This window comes from Cellulomonas sp. Root485 (assembly GCF_001426705.1).
Taxonomy (GTDB): Bacteria; Actinomycetota; Actinomycetes; order Actinomycetales; family Cellulomonadaceae; genus Cellulomonas.
Genome location: NZ_LMFC01000001.1, coordinates 897,978 through 918,444, shown reverse-complemented (window position 1 = coordinate 918,444; position 20,467 = coordinate 897,978). Strand labels below are relative to the sequence as shown.

The window sequence follows — 20,467 nt, the reverse complement described above, 5'->3', positions numbered from 1 at the left end:
TCGTCAGAGATCCGCACTCAGGCGATGGACCTCGATGCGCACCCGGCCCTCGTCCAGACGCGGCGTGAGCAGTCCCACGTACACCCCCGTACGCAGGTCCACCGGGCCGTCGTCCCCGACGTCGAACTGCGGGGACGTCAGGATCGGCGCCGACGCGTCGGCGGCGTGGACAGCCGTGTTCGTCACCGAGACGACGGACCCGTCGGCGAGCCGGAGCTCGTAGCGCGCCCACAGCTCCGACGAGCCGTCAGGACGTTGCAGGTTCCAGTCGGCGCCGCCGGGCAGCACGGCCCCGACCATCCCGTCGGACACCGTGCCACCGACGATCGGGATCACGCGCCGGTGGCCGGTCGGCGTCGATCCGACGTCCACCACCGGTCCCAGGAGCGCATCGATCGTGAACAGGTGCGTACCCCGCAGCCTCACGGCCGCTCCCCCGCGGTCTCGTCGCCCAGCACGCGTCGCAGGAAGCCGGCCATGCGCCCCCAGGCCGCCACGGCGTGCTCCTCGGGGCCGACGTGGGTGAAACCATGACCGCTGCCGGGGACGACGACGTGCTCGACGCCGACGCCCGACACCCTCAGGCGTGCGGCGAAGAGGTCCCCCTCCGCACGCAGCAGATCCTGCTCAGCCGTGATCACGAGGGTGGGAGGGAGGCCGGAGAGGTCCGCCGCCAGGACCGGTGAGGCGAGCTCGTCCGACCCGTCCTCCGGCGCCGGCAGGTACCAGGCGTTGAAGCGAGCGCCCACGCTCGCGAGCTCCGCGGCGCCGGGCGAGCCGGCGTCGGAGAGCTTCGCGCCGGGCGGGGTGGCCAGGTCCAGCGGGGCGTAGTCGACGATCAGGCCCCGGGTCTGGGGGGCACCGTTGCGTGCGGCGACGAGGCAGGCCGCCGCGGCCAGGTTCCCTCCCGCGCTGTGCCCGCCCACGGCGATCCGCGAGCCGTCCGCGCCGATCGTCGACGCGTCCGCCGTGAGCCACGCCAGGAGGTCGGCGGTCTGGTGGACCGCTGCCGGGAACTTGTGCTCGGGCGCCAGCACGTAGTCGACGTTCACCACCACGCACCCGGCCGCGTCGGCGAGGTACCGGCAGTACGGGTCGTCGCCCTGCCAGTCGCCCAGGACGAAGCCCCCGCCGTGGAGGTTGACGAACACTCCCGGCACGTCCGGCCCCCCGGCAGGTCGGTAGACCATGAGCTCGGCGACGGGTGCGTCCCCCGGCAGCCGCACCCGTTCGTAGGTGCCGAGCGGCAGGTGCGGCAGTGCACGCGGCAGTCGGCGGGCATGCTCCCGCGCGTCCGAGCGGAACGTGGCGATGTCGTCCTCGATGGCGGGCTGCGCGTCGGGCTGCACGGCCTCCCCTTCTCGTCGTCGTCCGATGGGGCCGTCGCACCGCGAGCGCGGCTCGACCTACACCGGTGCAGACCCGGCATGAGCCGTCACCCTCGCAAGGCGTCCGGGAGGTGTCAATCGACGTCGGCGACGTCCCGGACGGCGATCAGCCCTCGTCGGTCAGCGAGCGCGTCGCGGCGTGCTCTCCCGCTCCACCAGGCGCATGCCGGCCAGGTAGAGGACGGGCGAGACCTGCTCCGCGCTCGGGCGCCGCAGCTCCTGCAGGCGGCGACGCAGGATGTCGACGGCGACGTTCGCGATCTCTCGCCTGCCGGGGTCCACGGTGGTGAGGGTCGGCACGGAGTAGCGGGAGTCCTCGATGTCGTCGAAGCCGACGACGCCGACGTCCTGCGGGATCGCGAGCCCACGCGCCTGCAGCTCGTACATCGCGCCGATGGCGAGGGCGTCGTTGAACGCGACCACGCCGTCGACACGGACCCCGGAGTCGAGCACGTCCGCCATCGCGCGGGCGCCGTTGCCCCGGTGCCAGGCGTCGTCCGCCCAGCCGAGCAGGCGGGTGTCGACCTCGATCCCCCGCGCCTCGAGCGCCTTGCTGTACCCGGTGTAGCGCAGCCACGCCGACCCGGCCGTCTCGGCGTGCAGCATGCCGATGGCGGCGATGTGACGCCGACCGGCGTCGAGGAGCAGCTCGGTGGCCGCCTGCGCGCCGTCGATGTTGCGCATGGTGACGTGGTCGACGCTGGAGGAGAACATCTGCTCGCCGAGCAGCACGAGCGGGTAGCCGAGCTCGTCGAGGAGGTGCGCATCGGCCTGGACGAGGGCCGCGGGGCTGAAGATCAGGCCGTCGACCAGCCCACCGCGCGGTACCCGCAGCGCAGCAAGCTCGCCGTCCCGGGTGAAGCCGGTCGGTTCGATGAGCACCTGGAGACCGTGCCGTCGAGCGGCCGCGAGGATCTCGTCGGCCAGCTCACCGAAGTAGGGCTGCCCGAGCTCGGGGACCGACAGCCCGACCACCCCGCTGCGACCGGAGCGGAAGATCTTCGCAGTCACGTTGATCTCGTACCCGAGAGCGTCGACGGACGCCTGCACGCGCTCTCTCGTCGCATCGCGGACGTGGGGGTATCCGCTGAGCACGTTCGACACCGTCTTGACGGACACGCCGGCGTGCCGTGCGACGTCGGCCATCGTCGCCACAGCCCCTCCTTCACCTCGCCGTGTCGGCAGCGCGGGCCCCGGCAGCCTGAGCGCCACGACTCGGGCGGTCGCAACATACCCGACGGTCGCGGGACCCCGTCGAGTAAGCCGTTTACACCGGTGTAAATCGTTTCGTGACCTGGAGGCCGGGAGTGGGCACGGGCAGTGTGAACGCGCACCGGACGGTCCGTGCTCGAAGAGAGGTGTCTCATGACCACCACCCCACGACGCGGGCGACGCGCCCTCGTCGCCGCGACGCTGGCCGCCGCGACAACCCTGGCAGGTCTGGCCGCAGCCATGCCCGCGCAGGCCGCGGCCAGCACGCTGGGCGCCGCCGCCGCGCAGAGCGGCCGCTACTTCGGCACGGCGATCGCCGGGGGGCGGCTGAACGACTCGGCGTACTCCACGATCGCCAACCGTGAGTTCAACATGATCACGGCCGAGAACGAGATGAAGCAGGACGCGACCGAGCCGAATCAGAACCAGTTCAACTATGCCAACGGCGACCGGATCGTCAACTGGGCCCTGAGCAACGGCAAGCGGGTCCGCGGCCACACCCTGGCCTGGTACTCCCAGCAGCCGGGCTGGATGCAGAACATGTCCGGGTCCACGCTGCGCAACGCCATGATCAACCACGTCAACCAGGTCGCCACCCACTACAAGGGCAAGATCTACGCCTGGGACGTGGTGAACGAGGCGTTCGCGGACGGCTCCTCGGGTGCCCGCCGTGACTCCAACCTGCAGCGCACGGGCAACGACTGGATCGAGGTGGCCTTCCGGACCGCCCGCGCCGCCGACCCGGCCGCCAAGCTCTGCTACAACGACTACAACACCGACGACTGGAGCCATGCCAAGACCCAGGCGGTCTACAACATGGTCAGGGACTTCAAGGCTCGCGGCGTCCCGATCGACTGCGTCGGCCTCCAGTCGCACTTCAACCCGCAGAGCCCCGTGCCGAGCAACTACCAGACGACGATCTCCAGCTTCGCCGCTCTCGGCGTCGACGTGCAGATCACCGAGCTCGACATCGAGGGTTCCGGCTCGGCGCAGGCGGAGAACTACCGCAAGGTCGTCCAGGCCTGCCTCAACGTCGCGCGCTGCACCGGGATCACGGTCTGGGGTGTGCGTGACTCGGACTCGTGGCGCTCCTCGGGTACCCCGCTGCTGTTCGACGGCTCCGGCAACAAGAAGGCGGCGTACACCTCGGTCCTCAACACGCTGAACGCGGCGACGCCGAACCCCGACCCGACGACGCCGAACCCGACCCCGACGACGCCGAACCCGACGCCGACCACGCCTACCCCCACCCCGACGTCGGGACCGGGCACCGGCTGCACGGTCGTCTACAGCGCACCGAGCCAGTGGCCGAGCGGGTTCACTGCCAACATCCGCATCACCAACCTCGGGCCGGCGATCAACGGCTGGACACTGACGTGGTCCTTCCCCGGCAACCAGGGCGTGACCCAGGCGTGGAGCGCTGCGGTCTCGCAGAGCGGCTCCGCGGTGACCGCCCGCAACGTCGACTACAACCCGAGGATCGCCACGGGCGCCACGGTCGACTTCGGCTTCAACGGCTCGTGGAGCGGCAGCAACCCGGCGCCGACCGAGTTCCGGCTCAACGGCACTCTCTGCAACGGGAGCGTGTAGCCCACGTCGACCCCGACCGTCGCTCCGCACGGGACGGTCGGGGTCGACCCGCGCAGCTCCGTGCCCGACCGCCGGTGTGCAGGGTGGCGGTCGGGCACGGTCGTGCTCACTCCACGAGGTAGTCGTACCGCACGCCGCTGGGCGGCAGACCCGTGCTGACCCTCGTCCGGTGGGCCGCCCAGACGTGCAGGGACCCGTCGACCCAGCGCGCCGACTGGTACGACCGCTCGACGACCCGGCCGCCGCTGGGCACCTCCTCCTCCGGGATGAGCAGGGCGCCGTCGGGGCCGCCGCCCAGCAGCGCGGTCACGCTGCTGACGACGTGGCGCCCGCCGGACAGGTCCAGCACCGACCCCCGGGCCAGCGCGACCTGCTCGGTGCCGTCGACGCGGACCGGGAGCAGCGGGATCCAGTGCGGTGGCGGGGCCTGGGCCAGGTGGTAGTCCGGCGCGACGTCGGGGTCGCCGGGCGGCTCGGGCGGCCGGGCTGCGGACAGCTCGACGCCCACCTGGAGCGGCGACTCGAGCAGCTGCTCGACGGCCCAGCCGAGGTTCGCCTGCTCGTCACGGGCCAGCACGACCTGCTCCACCACCGGCCCCACCACGGGCTGCGCCAGGCGCGGAGCGAGGTACAGCAGGTTGCTGATCGGGACGCCCTCGGGCTCGTCGCGGTCGAACGGCATGGCGTGCTGGAAGAGCCCCCAGCGGGGTGTCGCGCCGAGCCGGTGGTCGCCGTGCGGTCGCAGCAGGGTGCGGGAGCCGAACGTGTCGGTGACCACGAGCGACGTCGCGGACACCAGGTGGCCGACGGGCAGCTCCACCCCGATGACGAACCAGTCGTTCCCGAACCCGGACAGGGTCTCGATCAGGAGCAGCTGGCCCAGGTCCGTCTCGGCAGGCCGGAGTGCGGCGAGGTTGAGGCGACCGTCCTCGAGCTCCCAGAACCGGCGGGCGGGCAGGCCCGGCGCGGTCACGGGCGCCGGCATGACCGTCCGGGTCACCGCCTGGCCGGCCTCCGCGGGCGTCGTGCCCAGGTTCACCTCGCCGTTCACGTCGAGCTCGTACCAGTCGAGGGTGTCGCTGTCGTAGCGGTGGGCGGTCAGCGTCGTCTCGCTCGTCGGCTCCGCGGACATCCGCCCCGCGAACGAGGCCGTGTGCTCGAACCGGGCGGGCTGCCAGCTCGTCGCGTCCGGATCGGCATCGCTGAACAGACCGGCAACCAGTCGCAGCCAGTCGGCACCGGCCGCCCGGAGCTCGGCGCGGTCGGACTGGTGGATCTCGACGGGAAGCCGCAGGAGGTCATGGCCGCGCAGCTCGGCTCGCAGGCGCCGGCCGTCCAGGCTGCGACCGGCGTGCAACCGCGCGTAGGCCGCGGTCGCCGGGTCGAGCCTCGCCAGCCCGTCCGGGGTCGGCTCCGGCACCGCGAACGCCCGCACGACGTCGGGTCCGTAGTCGCGCGACGTCGTCTGCAGGGCGAGGACGCGGAGGAACAGCCGCCCGGTGTCGACGGCCAGGCGCAGACCCTCCGCGGACTCGGCCGTCGACGGCAACGGCGTGCCCGCGCGCTCGACGAGCGTCTCCAGCGGAGCCGCCAGTGCGTCGAACCGCGGCGCCTGCATCGGGGTGTCGGGCGGGATCGGGCCTGCCACGAAGCGCGTCGGTCGTGCGGCGACCCCGCGCCAGCGCGCCAGCACCGGGGTGCCTCCGTCGTGCCCTGCGAACTCCCCGAGCTGCCACTGCCGGGCCAGCAGCCACATCGGGTCCTGCACGGGCGCCGAGGCGCCGGCGCTGACGTCGGGCCGCTGCGGCTCGGGCTCGAGCCGCGAGAACGTGGTGATCGAGGCCATGTCAGTCCACCACCGGCTGGGTCAGGGCGTTCGGGTTGGTGGACACGGCGTCGCGGTCGGCGTTGTAGGCGAGCACGGTGGCCGGCAGGTACTGGCGGACCGCCCCGAGCGCCGACGGCGGGACGGCACGCAGGTGCGCCTGTTCCAAGGTCTCGATCAGGACCTGGTTCAGCGTGCCGACCGTCCACGGCTCCCCGAGGACCGGGGGCACCGCGAGCAGGATCGCCTGCGGCGCCATGAGGTCCGGCGGGTCGTAGCGGAAGGCGACCCCCGTGGTCTCGGTCGCGGACGGGATCACCTCCGTCCACTCGTCGACGAGCAGCCCGGCGAGCACCCGGCCGGGTGCGACGAGCTCGGCGCCCGACAGCGCGAGGGAGACCGCGCCGTCCACGTGGTGGTCCGCGGGCAGCGCGTTCCAGACGTCCCCGGCCGCGTACGGCACCTGCGCCGCGCCCAGCGCGAACGCAGGCCCGCCGAGCGCCTCCGCCTCCCGCAGCGCGATCCCCAGCCGGCCCAGCGGCTCGCGGACGCGTTCCATCCGGGTCAGCCAGACCTCGACGGCCAACGCGTCCTCGCCGACCAGGCCGGGGTCGTCGCGCGAGGCCACGAGGTCGGCCGTCGTGGGCGGGACGAACCGCGGCAGCGCGACGAACCCCGGCCCCAGCAGCACCCGCAGCCGCTGCAGGGTGGCCGCCCAGGCGGGCGCCGACGGGTCCGTCTCGACGGCGGCCGCCTCGACGAGCCGACCCTCCAGCTGGTCGCGGGCGCGGACCGCGGCGGCGGACCAGCCCTGCTCGGTGGTCTCGACGGGCACCGCGGCGTCGCCGACGCCCAGCGACCAGCTGGCGACCACGGCGGCCCGGACCGACGCGCCCGAGAGGGCGCCGACCGCGGCCTGCACGGCCCCGAGCGCGGCCGCGGCCCGTGCATCGAGCTCGGCGACGTCGACCCCGGGTCCGGCGTCCGCGTGCGGCGGCTGCAGCGTCCCGCCGTCCATCGGTGTGGCCGGACCGAGCAGCGCGGCCAGTGAGCGACCGACCTCCAGAAGGTCCAGGAGCGGGCCGTCGAGCACGAGCACGGGCCGCAGCAGGTCCGCGCCGGACGCGACCGCCGCACGCGCCGCGAGCTCCGCCAGCCCGTGCTCCCCCGCACCGGCCATCCGGACGACGTCGCCCGCCGAGACACCCAGCTCCGGCAGCGGCACGGGCACCAGGAGCTCGCCGGCGGCGTCCCGCACCGTCACCGTCCGCCCGGACGCCGCGCCGAGCATCCTGCCCAGCCACGCGTCCAGCCCTGGCTCGGCAGCGGCGCGCGGGGACGTCGCCGGTCCGGCCCAGCCCGGCGTCGTCGCAGCGTCCGGGTCGAGCAGGATGCCGACCCGGTGCGTGACCCCCACCCCGGTCCGCGGCGTCTGCACGACGTCCAGGTTCGCCGGCGGCACGAGGCCACGGTCGAAGTCCGTCACGGAGCTCACCGCGCGGTCCAGGTCACCCAGCGCGAACTGGTGGACCTGCTCGGCCTGCAGGAGGTCGGCACACGCGTCCACGGCCGAGCCGAGCCGACGCAGGACGGCCTGCGCCGCCGTGCGGTCGGCGTCGCTCGGGTTCCCGCCGACCAGGTGGTCGATGGCGTGGTCCTCGCTGGCGGCCCAGAGCCGGTGCAGGCTCAGCCCGTCCAGACGTCGCGCGGCCGGCGGCAGGTGCTCCTCGCCGGGCAGGGGCGACACCTCGCGGGCGTTGTCGACGGCCTCGTCCAGCCCGCGGTCGTGCAGGTCACGCTCCACCAGGTAGCCGAGCACGACGTTGACCGAGCGGCCGGCGCGGACCCCGTCGACGACCGAGCGGGCCAGCCGGACCCGCTCGGACGTCAGACTCACGGCGAAGGGCGTGTCCGTGCCGCCGCCGTGCGCGAGGTGGGCGTTGCGCAGCAGGGCGGACACCTGAGCCTGGTGGATCGACGGTGCGTGCAGGAACCCGGGGTCCTCGACCGCGGACAGGAGCGGACCCGGTTCGCCGGGAGGCGTCTCGGTGAGCACGTCGGCTGCCGACGGGACCAGCTGCTCCGACCACCCGTAGCCCCCGACGAGCGCACCCTGCGCGTCGCTCGCGCGCAGCTCGGCCAGCCGCCGGCTCGCGAGCGACGTCGCCCACGCGTCGATCCGGTACGCCGCGGCGTCCAGCGTGCCGAGCAGGTGGCGTTCCAGCGACGCGGTGTCGGCGGCCGCGAGCACCTCGACGGCCGCGCGGAACGCGGACAGGTGCGGGTCGGTCCCGTCGGCAAGGCGTTCCCGCACGGTCCGGCCGTCCGGCAGGGACGCGTCGCGCTGCGCCCGCCATCCGGTCGAGGCCTCGCCGAAGCCGTCGAGCTCCTCGTCGGTCACATCAGGTGCGTCGGGGCCGAGCAGCCGCGCCGCCGCGGTCGCGTGCTCGCGCAGCAGGGCGTGCCGGACGAGTGCGACCAGGAGGGACGGCGGCGGGTCGTCGCCGCCGGCCGCGAGCTGGTCGACGTCGGCCGCCAGCACGTCCTGCAGGTGCCGGGCCTCGCTCACCAGCGGCACCGTGACGGGCGCGCTGTCCGGTTCGTGCACGGTCAGCGTGCCCGGCCGCACCCCGACGCCCGCGGCGGCCGCGACCGGCAGCGCCCGGTCCCGGGCGACGTTCCAGAACCCGGCGTCGCCCAGCGAGCGGCCGAGCAGGAGCTGGACGTGCTCCGCGAACCGCGCACCGAACGCGCGCCGGACGCGCAGCCGGTCGGACCGCGCACCCAGCCGGAGCACGTCGACCAGGTCGGCCGCGACGTCACCCCGGCCGACCCGCGGCGCCCGACCGAGAGCCGGTCGCCAGGCGCCGTCGACGAGTCCGGTCAGCGCTCGGCGCAGCCGGTTCGTGCGCTCGTCGCCCGCGAACCGGCCCAGCGAGGTCACCGGCAGCAGCCCGTACGGCTGGCGGCCCACGCGCAGCGTCGGCAGCGGACCTGCCGGCCGCACGAAGCGCCGCGCGTGGTCCCGCGCCCAGTCCGCGTCGGCGAGCGCCACCCCTGCGAGCTGCGGCAGCCAGTACCCCCACGTGACCGGCCACAGCACCGTGCTCATCGCCTCGGCCAGGCGCTCGTCCGCCGAGTCGCCCGCCGGCAGCGACCCGGGGTCCACCCCGAGAGCGCTTGCCGCGAGCACGCCGGAGGTCCCCGGTGCGGGCGGTCCGGACGGCGGTGGCCACGATCCGGCCGCCGCGCTGGACCAGCCCGCGGCCTCGTCCTCGGTGTTGTTCGTGAGCGTCTCCGGGGTGAGGAACGCCAGGCCCTCGCTGTAGCGCTGGGCGTCCAGGAGCTGGGCGACGTCCGCCCCCGCGTCGCGCACCCCGGTGACGAGCAGCAGGTCCACCGGGCCGGACACCGGGAGGCGCAGCGCCATGCCGACCTGCTCCGCGGTGTCGAAGTCGACGAGCCAGCTCATCGCCTGGTCCACCGCCGCGACCTCGTCGTCGTCCTCCTCGTCGACCAGCGGCGACGACAGGTCGGGGCCGACGGCGAGGTCGGCGGTGATCGGGCGACCGGTGGCGACCGCCACCACCGCCCCCTGCGCGTAGGCGGTCGCCGTCCAGCGGGTGGGCAGCAGGCGCGCGACCGGGGTACTCCGCAGCTCGGTGGCCGCCAGGGCAGGGAACGTCGGCTCGGTCGTCAGCGGCGCGCCGTCGGCCACCGCGGTCTCCGGCCGGGACTGCGGGTTGGTGGGGGTCGTGGCGCGCACCACCCAGGCTGCCCGTCCGGGCCCGTACCGGTCGGCCAGCGCGGTCCAGGCCCGCTGCGCGCGGTCCCTGTCGGTGCCCGTGCGCCACTGCACGCGCCAGAACTCCTCGCCCGCGGCGATCTCGGCGGCGGACAGCCGTGGGTCGTGGGCGTCGACGTGCAGCTGGTCGGGATACACCCGCACCAGCAGCTCGTCGGTGCGGTAGCGGGTCTCCAGGCGCACGGGGAGCAGCACCAGCGGGTGCTGGGACTCCCCCACCGGCGTGGTGAGCCGCGCGTCGGCCGCGAGGGCGTCCGACGTGAGCGCTGCGAGGTCGAGCGGATCGGTCATGGCGTCGGCTCCCGCAGGAGCACCGAGACAGGGATGGTGATGCGGGCGGGCAGCTGCCGCAGGCGCGCGGCCTGGCGCGCCGAGGTCGCCTCGGTCGCGGGCGCGTGGCTGACGCCGACGGGAGCCTCGCCCACCTCGAAGCCGAAGCGCGGCGCGCCCGGCTGCTCGGCGATCACGATCGACCAGTCATCGGCGTCGGCCAGGGGCACGGTGAACCCGAAGAAGCTGATGTCCGGGTCCATCGAGCCGCGGAACACCGGCAGGAGCCGTTCGACCGGTGGGCCCGGCTTGACCGCCGACACGAGGGCGTCCGGGAAGCGCTTGATCAGCTCGCTGCGCAGGAGCAGGACGAACCGGTCCTCGACGACCGTGGGCGCGCCGAGCGCCCGATCCGCCCAGGAGTCCAGCGGTGCGACGTCCGGCGGGGCCTCCGGGTCCACGGCCGCGTCCCAGAACCTGTCGAAGAACGTCGCCGTCATGGGCGTCGGGTACTCACGCCAGAGGAGCTCGCGCCCGAGCTCGTGGTTGAGCCCGACCATGAAGGCCTCGACGAACTCGCCGTTGGTGCGCAGGCCGAGCGCGGTGTCGGCCGGGACACCGTCCAGCCCGGGCAGCAGCCAGTGCTGACCGAGCTCGACCAGCGAGCGGGACATCGGGGCGTCGAACCGCGGGGCGAACAGCAGCGACGGCACGGCCGCGGCAGGGCTCGCCGGGTCTGAGGGCACCGGCACCTCGAGTACGCCCGTCACCCGGGCGGCGAAGGTGCGGGTCGGCGTGGTCAGGGCGAGGGCCTCGGCGAAGATCGCCTCCGCCGCCAGGCTGCCGAACGACACGGGATCCGGCGGAGCCGCAGCCAGGAACAGTGCGAGGTGCCGCTTCGCCGCAGCACGGAACGCCGCTGCGGCCGCGCTGTCCCGGCGCGGGGGGCGGGGGTCGACGGGGTCGGGCTCGACGGGATCCTCGGGCTCGGGGACCGGGTCGGGGAACGGGTCGTCCGGATCCGTCGGTCGACGCAGGGCGAACGGGGTCGTCGGGCGGTCAGCACGGATCACAGTGCGCCGCCCGGCGTCGAGGACGCCGCCCGGGAAGGGGAACGGGGGAAGCGGGCGCGGTCCGGGGGTCGGTGCGGGCGTCGGCCCGATCACGAACCCGGGGCGCGGGGGCGCGGCGTCGACCGCGTCCGGGGTCACCTGCGCCCAGGACAGGCTCTGGGGGGTCGGCAGCGACGCACCCCCTGCCTCGAACGTGAGCGGGCCGGCGGGCGGCGTGAGCTCGCGGCCGATCCGCGAGATCGGCGCCATCCGGTCGAGGACGTCGATCCTCCCGATCGACCCGGTCCGGCCGACCCGTCTCACCACCGGACCGCGCGACCGGGTCACGCGCCGGACCACCGGGCTCAGCGCCTGGTCCGGCAGCTGCGACTGCGCCCACTGCTGGGCGAAGCTGGCTCCCCCGGTGGCAGGGGCCGCCTGCAGGAGCCGGGCCCGCAGCGGCGCGAGCACGAACAGGCCGGCCTCGGGCGGCAGCGGGACGACGTGCCGCCGGTGCAGGCTGTCGGCGACCGCGAGGCCGAGCGCGGCGAGCCCGAAGACCCGGCCCGCGGCGTGCAGGTCCGCCGCCTGGTCCCAGGCCGCGGCCACCAGCGTCTCCTGCTGCTGCTGCACCACGAGCGTGCCGAGCGCGGCGGCCACCCGGTGCGCCGGGTCGGTGTTGAGCCGCTCGTACCAGCGTGCGCTCGCGGCCGGGTCCAGGGCCGGAGCCGTCGCGTACGCCTGGCCGTAGCGGGGCGGCGCCAGCAGCGGGTTGGCCGCCGGCTGCTGGTCGGGGGTGTTCAGCACGTCGACGAGGGCGGTCGCGAACCGTCCCGCCATCGCCGGGTCCGACCACCGCTCGGCCGGAGCGTCCAGTGCGAGCAGGGCGCCGGCGAGCAGCACCTGCGTGTCGTCGGCGCCGGCGATCCCGAGCCCCGACGTGGACAGGTCCACTGCCCGCGTGCCGAAGCCGTCCTCGACCGGGCGCCCACGGATCGCGAGAGCCAGTGACTGGAAGTCGCCCGCCGGGCCGGTCGCGAACCGCCAGTGGTGCAGGACGGGCAGCTCGACCGGCCCCATGCCCGGCGCGCGGCGCCACGCCGGGCCCTCGGCGGTTCCGGGGTCGTCCCCCAGCCCCGTCCGCCGGCCCGCCTCGAAGGTGGGCACGACGCAGGCGAGGTACTCGGTCTGCTCCGCCAGCAGGCGCCCGGAGACCAGCCGGGACAGGCTGCGGCCCGGGTCGGCGGCGAGCGCGTCGGCGAGCGCCGCGTCCGTCATCGATGCGTCGGTGGCGAGCTGCGCGTGCGCCCAGGCCCAGCTCTCGTCGAGGTCGGGCAGCTCGTCCTCCGGCCGGGCCGGCGCGCCGACCGTCAGGACCGGCAGCGAACCGCGCGTCGGCGACGCCAGCCGCACGCCGGGCTGCTCGCGGACCACGACGAGGCACAGCCAGGGTCGGAGCCGTCCCGCCGACGCCTTGGCCGGTGTGAACAACCAGGGCAGGGCCGGCTCGTCCAGCTCCACGAGCGCCAGGTAGTTGGACTCGAAGGTGCGCGTCCCGGGCGCCGGGTCGGTCCGGATGACCTGCTGCGGGGCCAGTGCGGTGACGTCGCCGGGGCCCAGGAGCTGGACGGACACGCTCGCGGGACCGGCGCCGTTGACGCGCACCTCGGCAGTCGCCGACGCGTGGCTCGCCGGATGCCCGTCGGGCCGGTCCTCGGGCAGGTCGAGCGCACCCCCGCGGCGGGCCCACGGGAGGAAGACGAGGTTCGGCTCGGACATCAGAACCTCACCAGCCCCGCCAGCCGGGGCGCGTCCGGTCGCTCCTGCCCGGCGTAGCGCTCGGCGACGGCGGATCGGGTGCTCGCACGCACCGCAGCGGCGAGCCGCAGACCGGCCCGCAGGTGTCCCGGTTCCGCCGGCGTCGGGTCGGGCAGCACGACGGGCACGCCGTCCGGCCCGACGACGATCTCGGTGTACCGGAACGGCTCCGCGACCCCGGCCGAGGCGTCGGAGGCGTACCGGTCGTTCCCGAAGCTCACCCCCGCCTCGCGCACCACCACACCGGGGGCCGCGAGACGTTCGGCGTCGCTCATCTCGAAGAACTGGCTGTCCGGGAACTCGTCCCCGACCGGCGACACGCTGGAAACCGCACCGCCGATCACGGGGTCGGTGATCGCGAACCGGCGGGCGTCGCGCGGCACGGCGCCGCCGACCCGGTCGATCTCGCGCGCGGTGTTCAGGGGGACGAACCCCTGCTGCACCACGAGCCGGCCCAGCGGGTGCAGCTGCAGTCCCTCGGTCCGCGGCGCACCCCGGACACCGGCCACCTGGGTCGCCGACGCCGGGAGCTCGGTCATCCAGCTGTGCGGGTCGTTGAGCCGGGCGAGCAGCTCGGTCACGACGTCGATCGTCTCCGTGACGGGCGACCCGCCCCCGCCGATGAGGGTCTTGTCGAAGGAGACGGTGTAGTCCCACCAGAGGATGCCGAACGTCGCCTTCCCCGCGACCCGCAGCGGGATCGGCCCTTCGAGCATGCCCTTGACGTCGATCTTGAACAGGTTCCGCGAGCCGCGCTTGAGCTGCACCCCGGCGGCGAAGTCGGCGATGAAGTGCGGCGGCCAGAACGTCACGAGCACGTCGAACCCGATGTACCCCTCGAGGCTGAAGCCGTAGGCCGCGGCGTACAGGGACGCCTTGGCGCCGAACTGCAGGGTGTTCGACGTGATGGCGATGTACGCCTCGATGACCAGCCGCGGGTTGTCGCCGGTGGTCAGCGCCACGGTGACCCGCGGGACCACCGGGAAGTTCGCCGGCGGCGTGAACCGGGGGTTGAACCCGCCGATCGCGAGCGCGAACCCCTGGCCGCGCTCACGCCGGAACGCCGCCGCGCCGGTCAGCACGAAGCGGCCGCAGAGCTTCGAGTCGTACAGGACGGCGTCGAGCGCGGCGGACCCGGTGTCGAAGTCGAACACGCCCACGACGTCGAGGTTGAGCGTGACGAGGGGGTTCTTGTCCTGCGGGAGCACCGAGGAGACCCGCCCGAGGACCAGGAGCCGGCTCGAGTCCTTCACGGAGTCCCGCTCGAGCATCAGGGCGAGGTCGGCGCGCAGCAGCGGCTGCCCGCTGCCGAACGTCATCTTCACCAGGAAGCCGTAGATGTGGGTGCCCTCCCGGGCAGGGAAGAACGTCCGCAGGGCCGAGACCAGCTCCGGCAGGTGCTTGACGGGGTCGGCCGGGAAGAGGATGTGCTTGAGCTGCCCCGAGGGCAGGGCTGCGCGGACCGCGGCGACGTCGAGAGTGCGGTCGGCGGCGTAGAGGAGCCCGAACCCGTCGAACGTGATGAAGCCCGCGCTGAGGCCGAGGTGCTCGACGGTGCCGATGAGGAGGAACGACGTGACGTCGTTGCCCTCGCGGTCCTTCGTCGACGCGAGCCCGACGCACGTGATGGTGACGCGCTTCCCGACGCGCAGGACCAGGGCGCCGACGTAGTCCCCCGTGGTCGGGTCGAACTGGATGGTGCCGCCGCCGCTGACCGGTCCGGTCCGCAGGTCGAGGGCGATCCCCGTCGGGCGGGTCGCGTCCACGTCGGCCTGGACCAGCCGCTGGTTGCGGTCCTCGGACGGCGTCATGGTGTCGATGGAGGCGAACAGGCCCAGCCGGTCGACGCGGATGTAGACGGGGCCGATCTGCGTGCTGAACGAGACCAGCGCGCCGACCGCCACCGCCCAGCCGGTCTCGGGCGCGTCGGCGCGGTTGCCCGCGAGCCGCAGCACCACCTCGTGGACGTTGATCCCCAGCAGCCCGCCGCCGCCCAGCGGGAGGGTCATCTCGACCGCGGGCGGACCGGCCGGTCCGGAGGAGCTGAAGGGCGGCTCCGGACCGGTCGCGTCGACCGACGACGAGACGTGCACCTCGTGGATGAACCCGAGCTTGGCGTCGTACCCGAGGCCCAGGGAGAACACCTTCCGCACCGGCCGGCCGCCGAGGAGCTTGCGCAGAAAGCTGTCCTTGTCGGCCGAGTCGATCACCAGGGCGCAGTGGTCGAGCCGGAACAGGACCCGCGCCCCCGAGGCCCCGAGCGTGAGCACCGCGGCGATCTCGCCGAGCTCGAGCCGGGTCCCGGTCGCGCGCGGCAGGGCGTAGCTGATCCCGGTCTCGTCGGGGACGGCGCTCCAGCTCACCGACACGGCGGAGGTCGCGGCGTCGGCGTTGGCCTGCACGCCCTCCTCGCCGCCGATGAGCAGCGCAGCGCCGGCGTCGCTGCGGATCTCGACCCGGAAGTGCCACGTCGGGCTGTCGGCGCCGGGGTTGAGCACCTCGTCGAGCGTGAGGGTGCCGCCGAGCGCGAGGAACAGCTGGTGCGGGCGGTCGGGGGTACCGAGACGCCGGGGCAGGTACATCCACGTGACCCGGAGCTGCTCGGCGTCGGTGTCGCCGTCACGCCGCAGCGCGAGCGAGACCATCCGACCCGACAGGACGTCCGCCGCCGTCGGACGCACCGGTGAGTCCACGTCGAGCGCGACGGCGTCCCAGCCGACGACCACGTCCCCGAGCGCGTTGAGGGAGTCCGCGTCGAGCGTCTGGTCGGCCACCGCGATCGCCGCCACGATGCCGCGGATCAGGCCGTCGACGACGAGGAACGACGTGTCGCGGATGGTGTTCAGGGTGCTGCCCTCGGCACCCGGCTGCGTGTCGTCCAGGTCGTCGAGGGTCCGCCCGGGGTTCCAGACGAACGAGAAGATCGTGCCGAACGCCTGGAGGAACCGGTCGTGCGCCTGCTCCCCCGGCGCCAGCGACGCAGTGAGCTCCGACGTGATCGACATCGCCTGCATCACCAGGAACAGCTTGGGCCAGCGGCGCCGGACGTAGGTGCTGCCCAGCAGGTCGAGCAGGCTGTTCACGAAGGTGTCGCCGCGACCCGCCCAGTCGGTCCCCTCCCACGCCTCGATCTGGTCGATGACCGCCCCGACCAGCAGCGCGAGGTTGCCGAGTGCCTCGACGTCCGCCTGCAGGTCCGGGTCGACCTGGGCGCGGTACGCCGTGATCGCCGCGAGCGGCGCCTCCGGCAGGACGAGCTTCTTCGTCGTCGCGTCCGGCGCGGCGCCGAGGTCGGCGAGCACCGCGCTGCGCGCCTCGGGCCGGCCGAGCAGGTCCGCGACGAAGGTGACGAAGTCGACGACCTCGTCCGCGATCCCGCGCAGCACCGACCCGGCGCTCACGGTTCCGGCTCCGGGACGGGCACGCGGCTCAGCACGGCCTGGCGCAGCTCCTCGGGCGGCGCCTCGACCTCCGGACCCAGCGACGCCCGGTGGACCATGTACGGGCCGAGGACGGGGAGCTGCGTCTCGGGGTCGACGGCCGACGTGTACACCTCGTTGACGGCCGTCACCACGTCGCCGTCCTGCTCGAACCGGCAGATCCCGAAGTTGGACCGGAACATGATCTGCCGGGTGTTCCGCATCCGGTCGAGCGCGACCTGGTGCCGGGCGGCGACGGCCCGCATCGCGGGGAACGCCGTCGCCGGGTCGGCGAGCTGCGCCTCGATCGCCGCGTCGTCCAGCGGCAGCGCCCGGATCGGTGCCGGTCGCTCGACGTCCGGCCGCTGGTCGATCAGAGGCGTCACCTTCCAGCGCCAGTCCGGCGGCTTGAGGTCGTTGAGCCGAGAGCCGTCCGGCCAGCCGTGCGTGGCCAGCAGCACCGGGCTGCGCAACAGCCGTGCCCGTGTCGCCGCCACGAGGTCCGCCTCGGTCTGCCCGTCCGGGAGCAGCACCAGGTCGGAGTCCGGTCGGGTCCAGGCGAGCCGCTCCACGCCCAGCCGTGCCCGCACCAGCTCCTGCAGGAGCATCGCGCTGCGGTCGAGCGCCCGCAGGTAGACGGGCATGACGTTCTTGAACCCGCTGGACGTGAACTGCGCGATCCGGGCGGGATGGTCCGCGGTGCCGCGCCAGTAGCTCATGAGGTTGGACGCGGCGTTGTGCACGTCGCCGGACAGCACGACGACGCGCGGGTGCTCCGCGAGCCGGGCCAGGAGGTGCTCGAAGGTGATCGGGTCGAAGGCCCAGGTCTCCAGGGCGTCGGGGTTCGTCCCGGGCATGCGGCGCTTGCCGGAGACCGACGCCGGGTCGGTCAGCTCCGAGTCGAACAGGTCGAAGATCCGGTAGATGGCCTTGGCGACGATCTCATCGATCACCGGCGGGCCGATCACCTGGAGCGGGGCGATCACCACGAGCACCTCGCGGCCTGCGGGCAGCGGAGGCCGCGGCAGCTGGTCGACGAGCGCCTCCGGGGTGACGTTGCCGGGCGGGCCGATCTCCGCGACGTAGCTGCGCCGCGTCCGGTTGTCCAGGGCGGCCACGACGTGCTTCGGGCCGTCGACGGTGAAGTGCCAGGTCATCGGCGCGTCGACCATCCCGTACCGGCCGTCGGGAAGGGGCTCGTTCTCCAGGTTGTGCCCGAAGATGAGGCCGATCGCGGCGAACGCCGCGGAGTCGGGACCGGTGGCCGATCCCGGGAACAGCGTGGCCGCCAGCTCCAGCAGGTCACCCGGGAGCTGTCCGCCCAGCTCGGGCCGCTCCGGGGTGGTGACCTGGTCGTACCGGACCGGGTTGTTCCCCCAGTCCTGGAAGAGCGCGTACGCGAGCATCCCGTTGGTCAGGATCACCTGCCCGAGGGCCGTCCCCAGCACGCGGTGACGCCACATCGGGTTCAGGAAGAAGTCGTCCGTGACGTCGTGGTCGTCGATCATCATGTACGTCGGCACGTTGGCCAGCACGCGTTGCACCCGCCCGAGCCCGAGCAGGAACTCCCGGTGCACCCGATGGCTCCGAAGACGGGATCGCCGGGCGTCGTCGGCCTCCTTCTGACGCTTCTTGTCGGACTTCGCCGCCTCCTTCTTCGCACGCTCGGCCAACGTCGCCTTGTCGGCGTACAGGTGCTGCGGGATGCGTTCGGGGACCTCGGCGGGGGGCAGGTCGATGTCCTGGTCGGCGCTCGGCCGGTCCAGCCAGCGCAGTGCCGGGCCGGTGGCCGCGCCGGGCGCCAGGAGCTCGGCGCCGGGCACCTCCTCGCCCCAGCAGGCCGGCGACCACGCGAGGAGGTAGGCGGCGGCGAACTCACCGAGGGAGATCAGGTGGTTCGACCCGTCGACGCTCGTGAGCTGCCCGCTGATCGTGGTCAGGCGCAGCCGGTCGCCGACCGGGAAGTGCGGCGGCCCGGCCGGCAGGTCTCCCGCCGCTTCGGTCTCCTGCGGGGTCTCGGGCGTGTAGGCGGCGTTCGGGTCGGCCGGGTCCGGCTGGGGTGTCGGCGGCCTGCGCAGGACCTGGTTGACCTTGACGCGCTCGCGGGGCACTCCCCCGTCGGCGCCGATCAGCTCCACGCCGAGCTGCGCGGTCCGCAGCATCATGAGCGAGTCCACGTCGTCGGCGTAGATCTGGTCGCCGCCGAGGAACAGCTGGTGGATCCGCCCCCGCGGGTCGTCGAACCGCTCGTTCAGGTACTCGTCCATCCACGCCAGGGCGTCGCCGTCGTCGTACCCCGGGCGGCGGCAGGAGCCGTACGCGAGCCGCAGGTCGGCCAGCTCGGTCGGGGGCAGGGCGAAGCACGGCAGCATGCGGTCGGCGTAGCCGAGCGGTCCGCACTCGACCCCGCTGACCGTGTGCGCACCGAGCAGGCCGAGCCCGGCGAGGTCCGTCCTGGTCTGCGCGGCGCCCGTGATGGTGATGTTGTACGAGTAGAGCCGGTCGGACTGGAAGACCCTGCCGGACGCCGGTGGCAGCCGGGCCGTGACGAGTCCGAGGTGGAGCTGCTCCCCGATCCGCACCGTCTTCTCGCCGGGGTGCGGCGCGGCCAGGTCGGGGTCCGGTGGGTCGTTGCTCGTCGCGAACGGCGGGTTGGTGGTGTCGGACGCCACCCGGCCCTCGTACACCGTGAGCCGGACGTCGGCCGGCTCGCTCAGCACCACCTGGACCGCGACGAGCCCGGGGTCGACCCGACGCAGGATCGGACCCGCGAGGAGAAGCGGCAGCTGCATCAGTTCTCGCCTGCCCCCACTGACGAGACGATCCGGGACACATCGGACGCTAGACCCGATTCACCCGTTCGGACCAGGGCCCGGTTCCGGTATCACCCGGCGGGCTCCGGCGCCGGACCGGGGACGAACCCGGGGACGTCCTCGACCCGGCGGTAGACGGGGAGTCCGCGTTCTTGCGCGATCGCGACGTCCTGGTCGGCACCCGTCGAGTCGCCGTCTAGGCGCAGCACGGCGTCGCAGTGCTGCAGCAGCCGCTGCGCCGTCGGGTACATCACCGTGTCCGCGAGCGGGCTCAGCGGGCCGTCCGCACCGGCGCTGCTCAGCACGGGGAGTGCCACCCACTCCCCGATCATGGGGATGTGGCCCGCGCGGAAGATGGGCCAGGCCGCCTCTTCCAGGCGTCGCAGGTTCTGCGCCATGAGCTCCGGGTCGTCGCCCGTCCCGGAGCGGTACGGGCCGGCGATGAGGATCAGCAGAGGATTGGTCATGGGGCATACTAGGCATGAGTCGGAATGAATCGGAAGAAACATGGAGGATCGTGCATGCTCGCAGCGCAACGCAAGGAACTGCTGCTCGACCGGCTCCACGCCGAGGGGCGGCTCGTCGCCAAGGACCTGGCGACCGAGCTGGACACGTCCGAGGACACGATCCGGCGGGACCTGCGCGAGCTCGCGGTCGCAGGGCTGTGCCAGCGCGTCTACGGCGGCGCGATCCCCCTCGCCCCGGCCGCGGCGAGCTATGCGCGGCGGCAGGAGATCGCGACGAGCAGCAAGCAGCGCGTCGCCGCCGCCTGCCTCCAGCTGGTCCAGCCCGGGAGCACGCTGATCCTCGACGGCGGCACCACCGCCCTCGAGGTCGCCCGCACGCTGCCGCCCGACGACCGGCTCACCGTGATCACCCACAGCCCGACCATCGCGGTCGCGCTCGTCGACCACCCGGCGGAGGTCTTCCTCCTGGGCGGTCGACTGTTCAAGCACTCCGTCGTCACCTCCGGCGCCGCCACCGCCGAGGCGGCGGCCCTGATCAGCGCCGACCTGTTCCTCCTGGGCGTCACCGGTGTGCGGGCGGACACCGGCCTGACGACCGGCGACGCCGACGAGGCCGCGACGAAGCGCACCCTGGCGCGTCGGGCCGCGCAGACCTGGGTGATGGCGAGCGAGGAGAAGATCGGCGCCGCATCCCCGTTCCCCGTCCTGAGACTCGACGAGGTCGCCGGGATCGTCAGCGACGCCGACGAGCACAACCCCGTCGTCGCGGAGCTCGAGCGCACCGGCGTGCAGGTCCTGCGCGCCTGAG

At 73.9% G+C, this 20,467-nt stretch carries 11 protein-coding genes; 2 read left to right on the top strand and 9 right to left on the bottom strand.

The genetic code is table 11. From position 1 onward, the window contains the following. Positions 1-3 precede the first annotated feature (3 nt). The 3 genes from ASD16_RS04260 to ASD16_RS04250 all read right to left on the bottom strand — a co-directional run bounded on the left by ASD16_RS04260 (position 4) and on the right by ASD16_RS04250 (position 2,534). Positions 4-426: a DUF3237 family protein gene (locus ASD16_RS04260; RefSeq protein WP_055913249.1), complete on the bottom strand. Its 423-nt coding sequence runs from the start codon at positions 424-426 to the stop codon at positions 4-6. After that, on the bottom strand, positions 423-1,349 hold the full coding sequence (locus tag ASD16_RS04255; protein WP_055913246.1) for an alpha/beta hydrolase: 927 nt from the start codon (positions 1,347-1,349) through the stop codon (positions 423-425). Before ASD16_RS04255 ends, ASD16_RS04260 begins: the two co-directional genes overlap by 4 nt. A gap of 159 nt (positions 1,350-1,508) precedes the next feature. After that, positions 1,509-2,534 carry a LacI family DNA-binding transcriptional regulator gene (locus ASD16_RS04250; protein WP_055915684.1) on the bottom strand — a complete coding sequence of 342 codons (1,026 nt, stop codon included), beginning with the start codon at positions 2,532-2,534 and terminating at the stop codon, positions 1,509-1,511. A 219-nt stretch (positions 2,535-2,753) separates the two neighbouring features. Between ASD16_RS04250 and ASD16_RS04245 the strand changes: the two genes are divergently transcribed. Further along, a complete protein-coding gene (locus ASD16_RS04245) occupies positions 2,754-4,190 on the top strand; it encodes an endo-1,4-beta-xylanase (RefSeq protein ID WP_055913242.1) in 1,437 nt (478 codons plus the stop codon). A gap of 106 nt (positions 4,191-4,296) precedes the next feature. Here the strand turns inward: ASD16_RS04245 and ASD16_RS04240 are convergent, their stop codons facing one another. From ASD16_RS04240 to ASD16_RS04215, 6 genes are all read right to left on the bottom strand, one after another. Then, on the bottom strand, positions 4,297-6,036 hold the full coding sequence (locus ASD16_RS04240) for a hypothetical protein (RefSeq protein ID WP_055913239.1): 1,740 nt from the start codon (positions 6,034-6,036) through the stop codon (positions 4,297-4,299). A 1-nt stretch (position 6,037) separates the two neighbouring features. Next, complete coding sequence (locus ASD16_RS04235) at positions 6,038-10,111, bottom strand: hypothetical protein (RefSeq protein ID WP_055913236.1); 4,074 nt, start codon at positions 10,109-10,111, stop codon at positions 6,038-6,040. Then, a complete protein-coding gene (locus tag ASD16_RS04230; protein ID WP_055913233.1) occupies positions 10,108-12,921 on the bottom strand; it encodes a hypothetical protein in 2,814 nt (937 codons plus the stop codon). The genes ASD16_RS04235 and ASD16_RS04230 overlap by 4 nt, the downstream gene beginning before the upstream one ends. After that, on the bottom strand, positions 12,921-16,361 hold the full coding sequence (locus tag ASD16_RS04225) for a DUF6603 domain-containing protein (protein WP_055913230.1): 3,441 nt from the start codon (positions 16,359-16,361) through the stop codon (positions 12,921-12,923). The genes ASD16_RS04230 and ASD16_RS04225 overlap by 1 nt, the downstream gene beginning before the upstream one ends. Continuing rightward, on the bottom strand, positions 16,358-19,171 hold the full coding sequence (locus ASD16_RS04220; protein WP_055913227.1) for a hypothetical protein: 2,814 nt from the start codon (positions 19,169-19,171) through the stop codon (positions 16,358-16,360). The genes ASD16_RS04225 and ASD16_RS04220 overlap by 4 nt, the downstream gene beginning before the upstream one ends. A gap of 92 nt (positions 19,172-19,263) precedes the next feature. Then, positions 19,264-19,659, bottom strand: coding sequence for a DUF4406 domain-containing protein (locus ASD16_RS04215; RefSeq protein WP_200942834.1), 396 nt, complete (start codon positions 19,657-19,659; stop codon positions 19,264-19,266). Between the two features lie 54 nt (positions 19,660-19,713). On the opposite strand from ASD16_RS04215, the gene ASD16_RS04210 reads away from it, so the two are divergent. Then, the gene (locus tag ASD16_RS04210; RefSeq protein ID WP_055913224.1) at positions 19,714-20,466 is read left to right on the top strand and encodes a DeoR/GlpR family DNA-binding transcription regulator; all 753 of its coding nucleotides are present in this window, start codon (positions 19,714-19,716) and stop codon (positions 20,464-20,466) included. The last annotated feature ends 1 nt before the right edge of the window (position 20,467 follow it).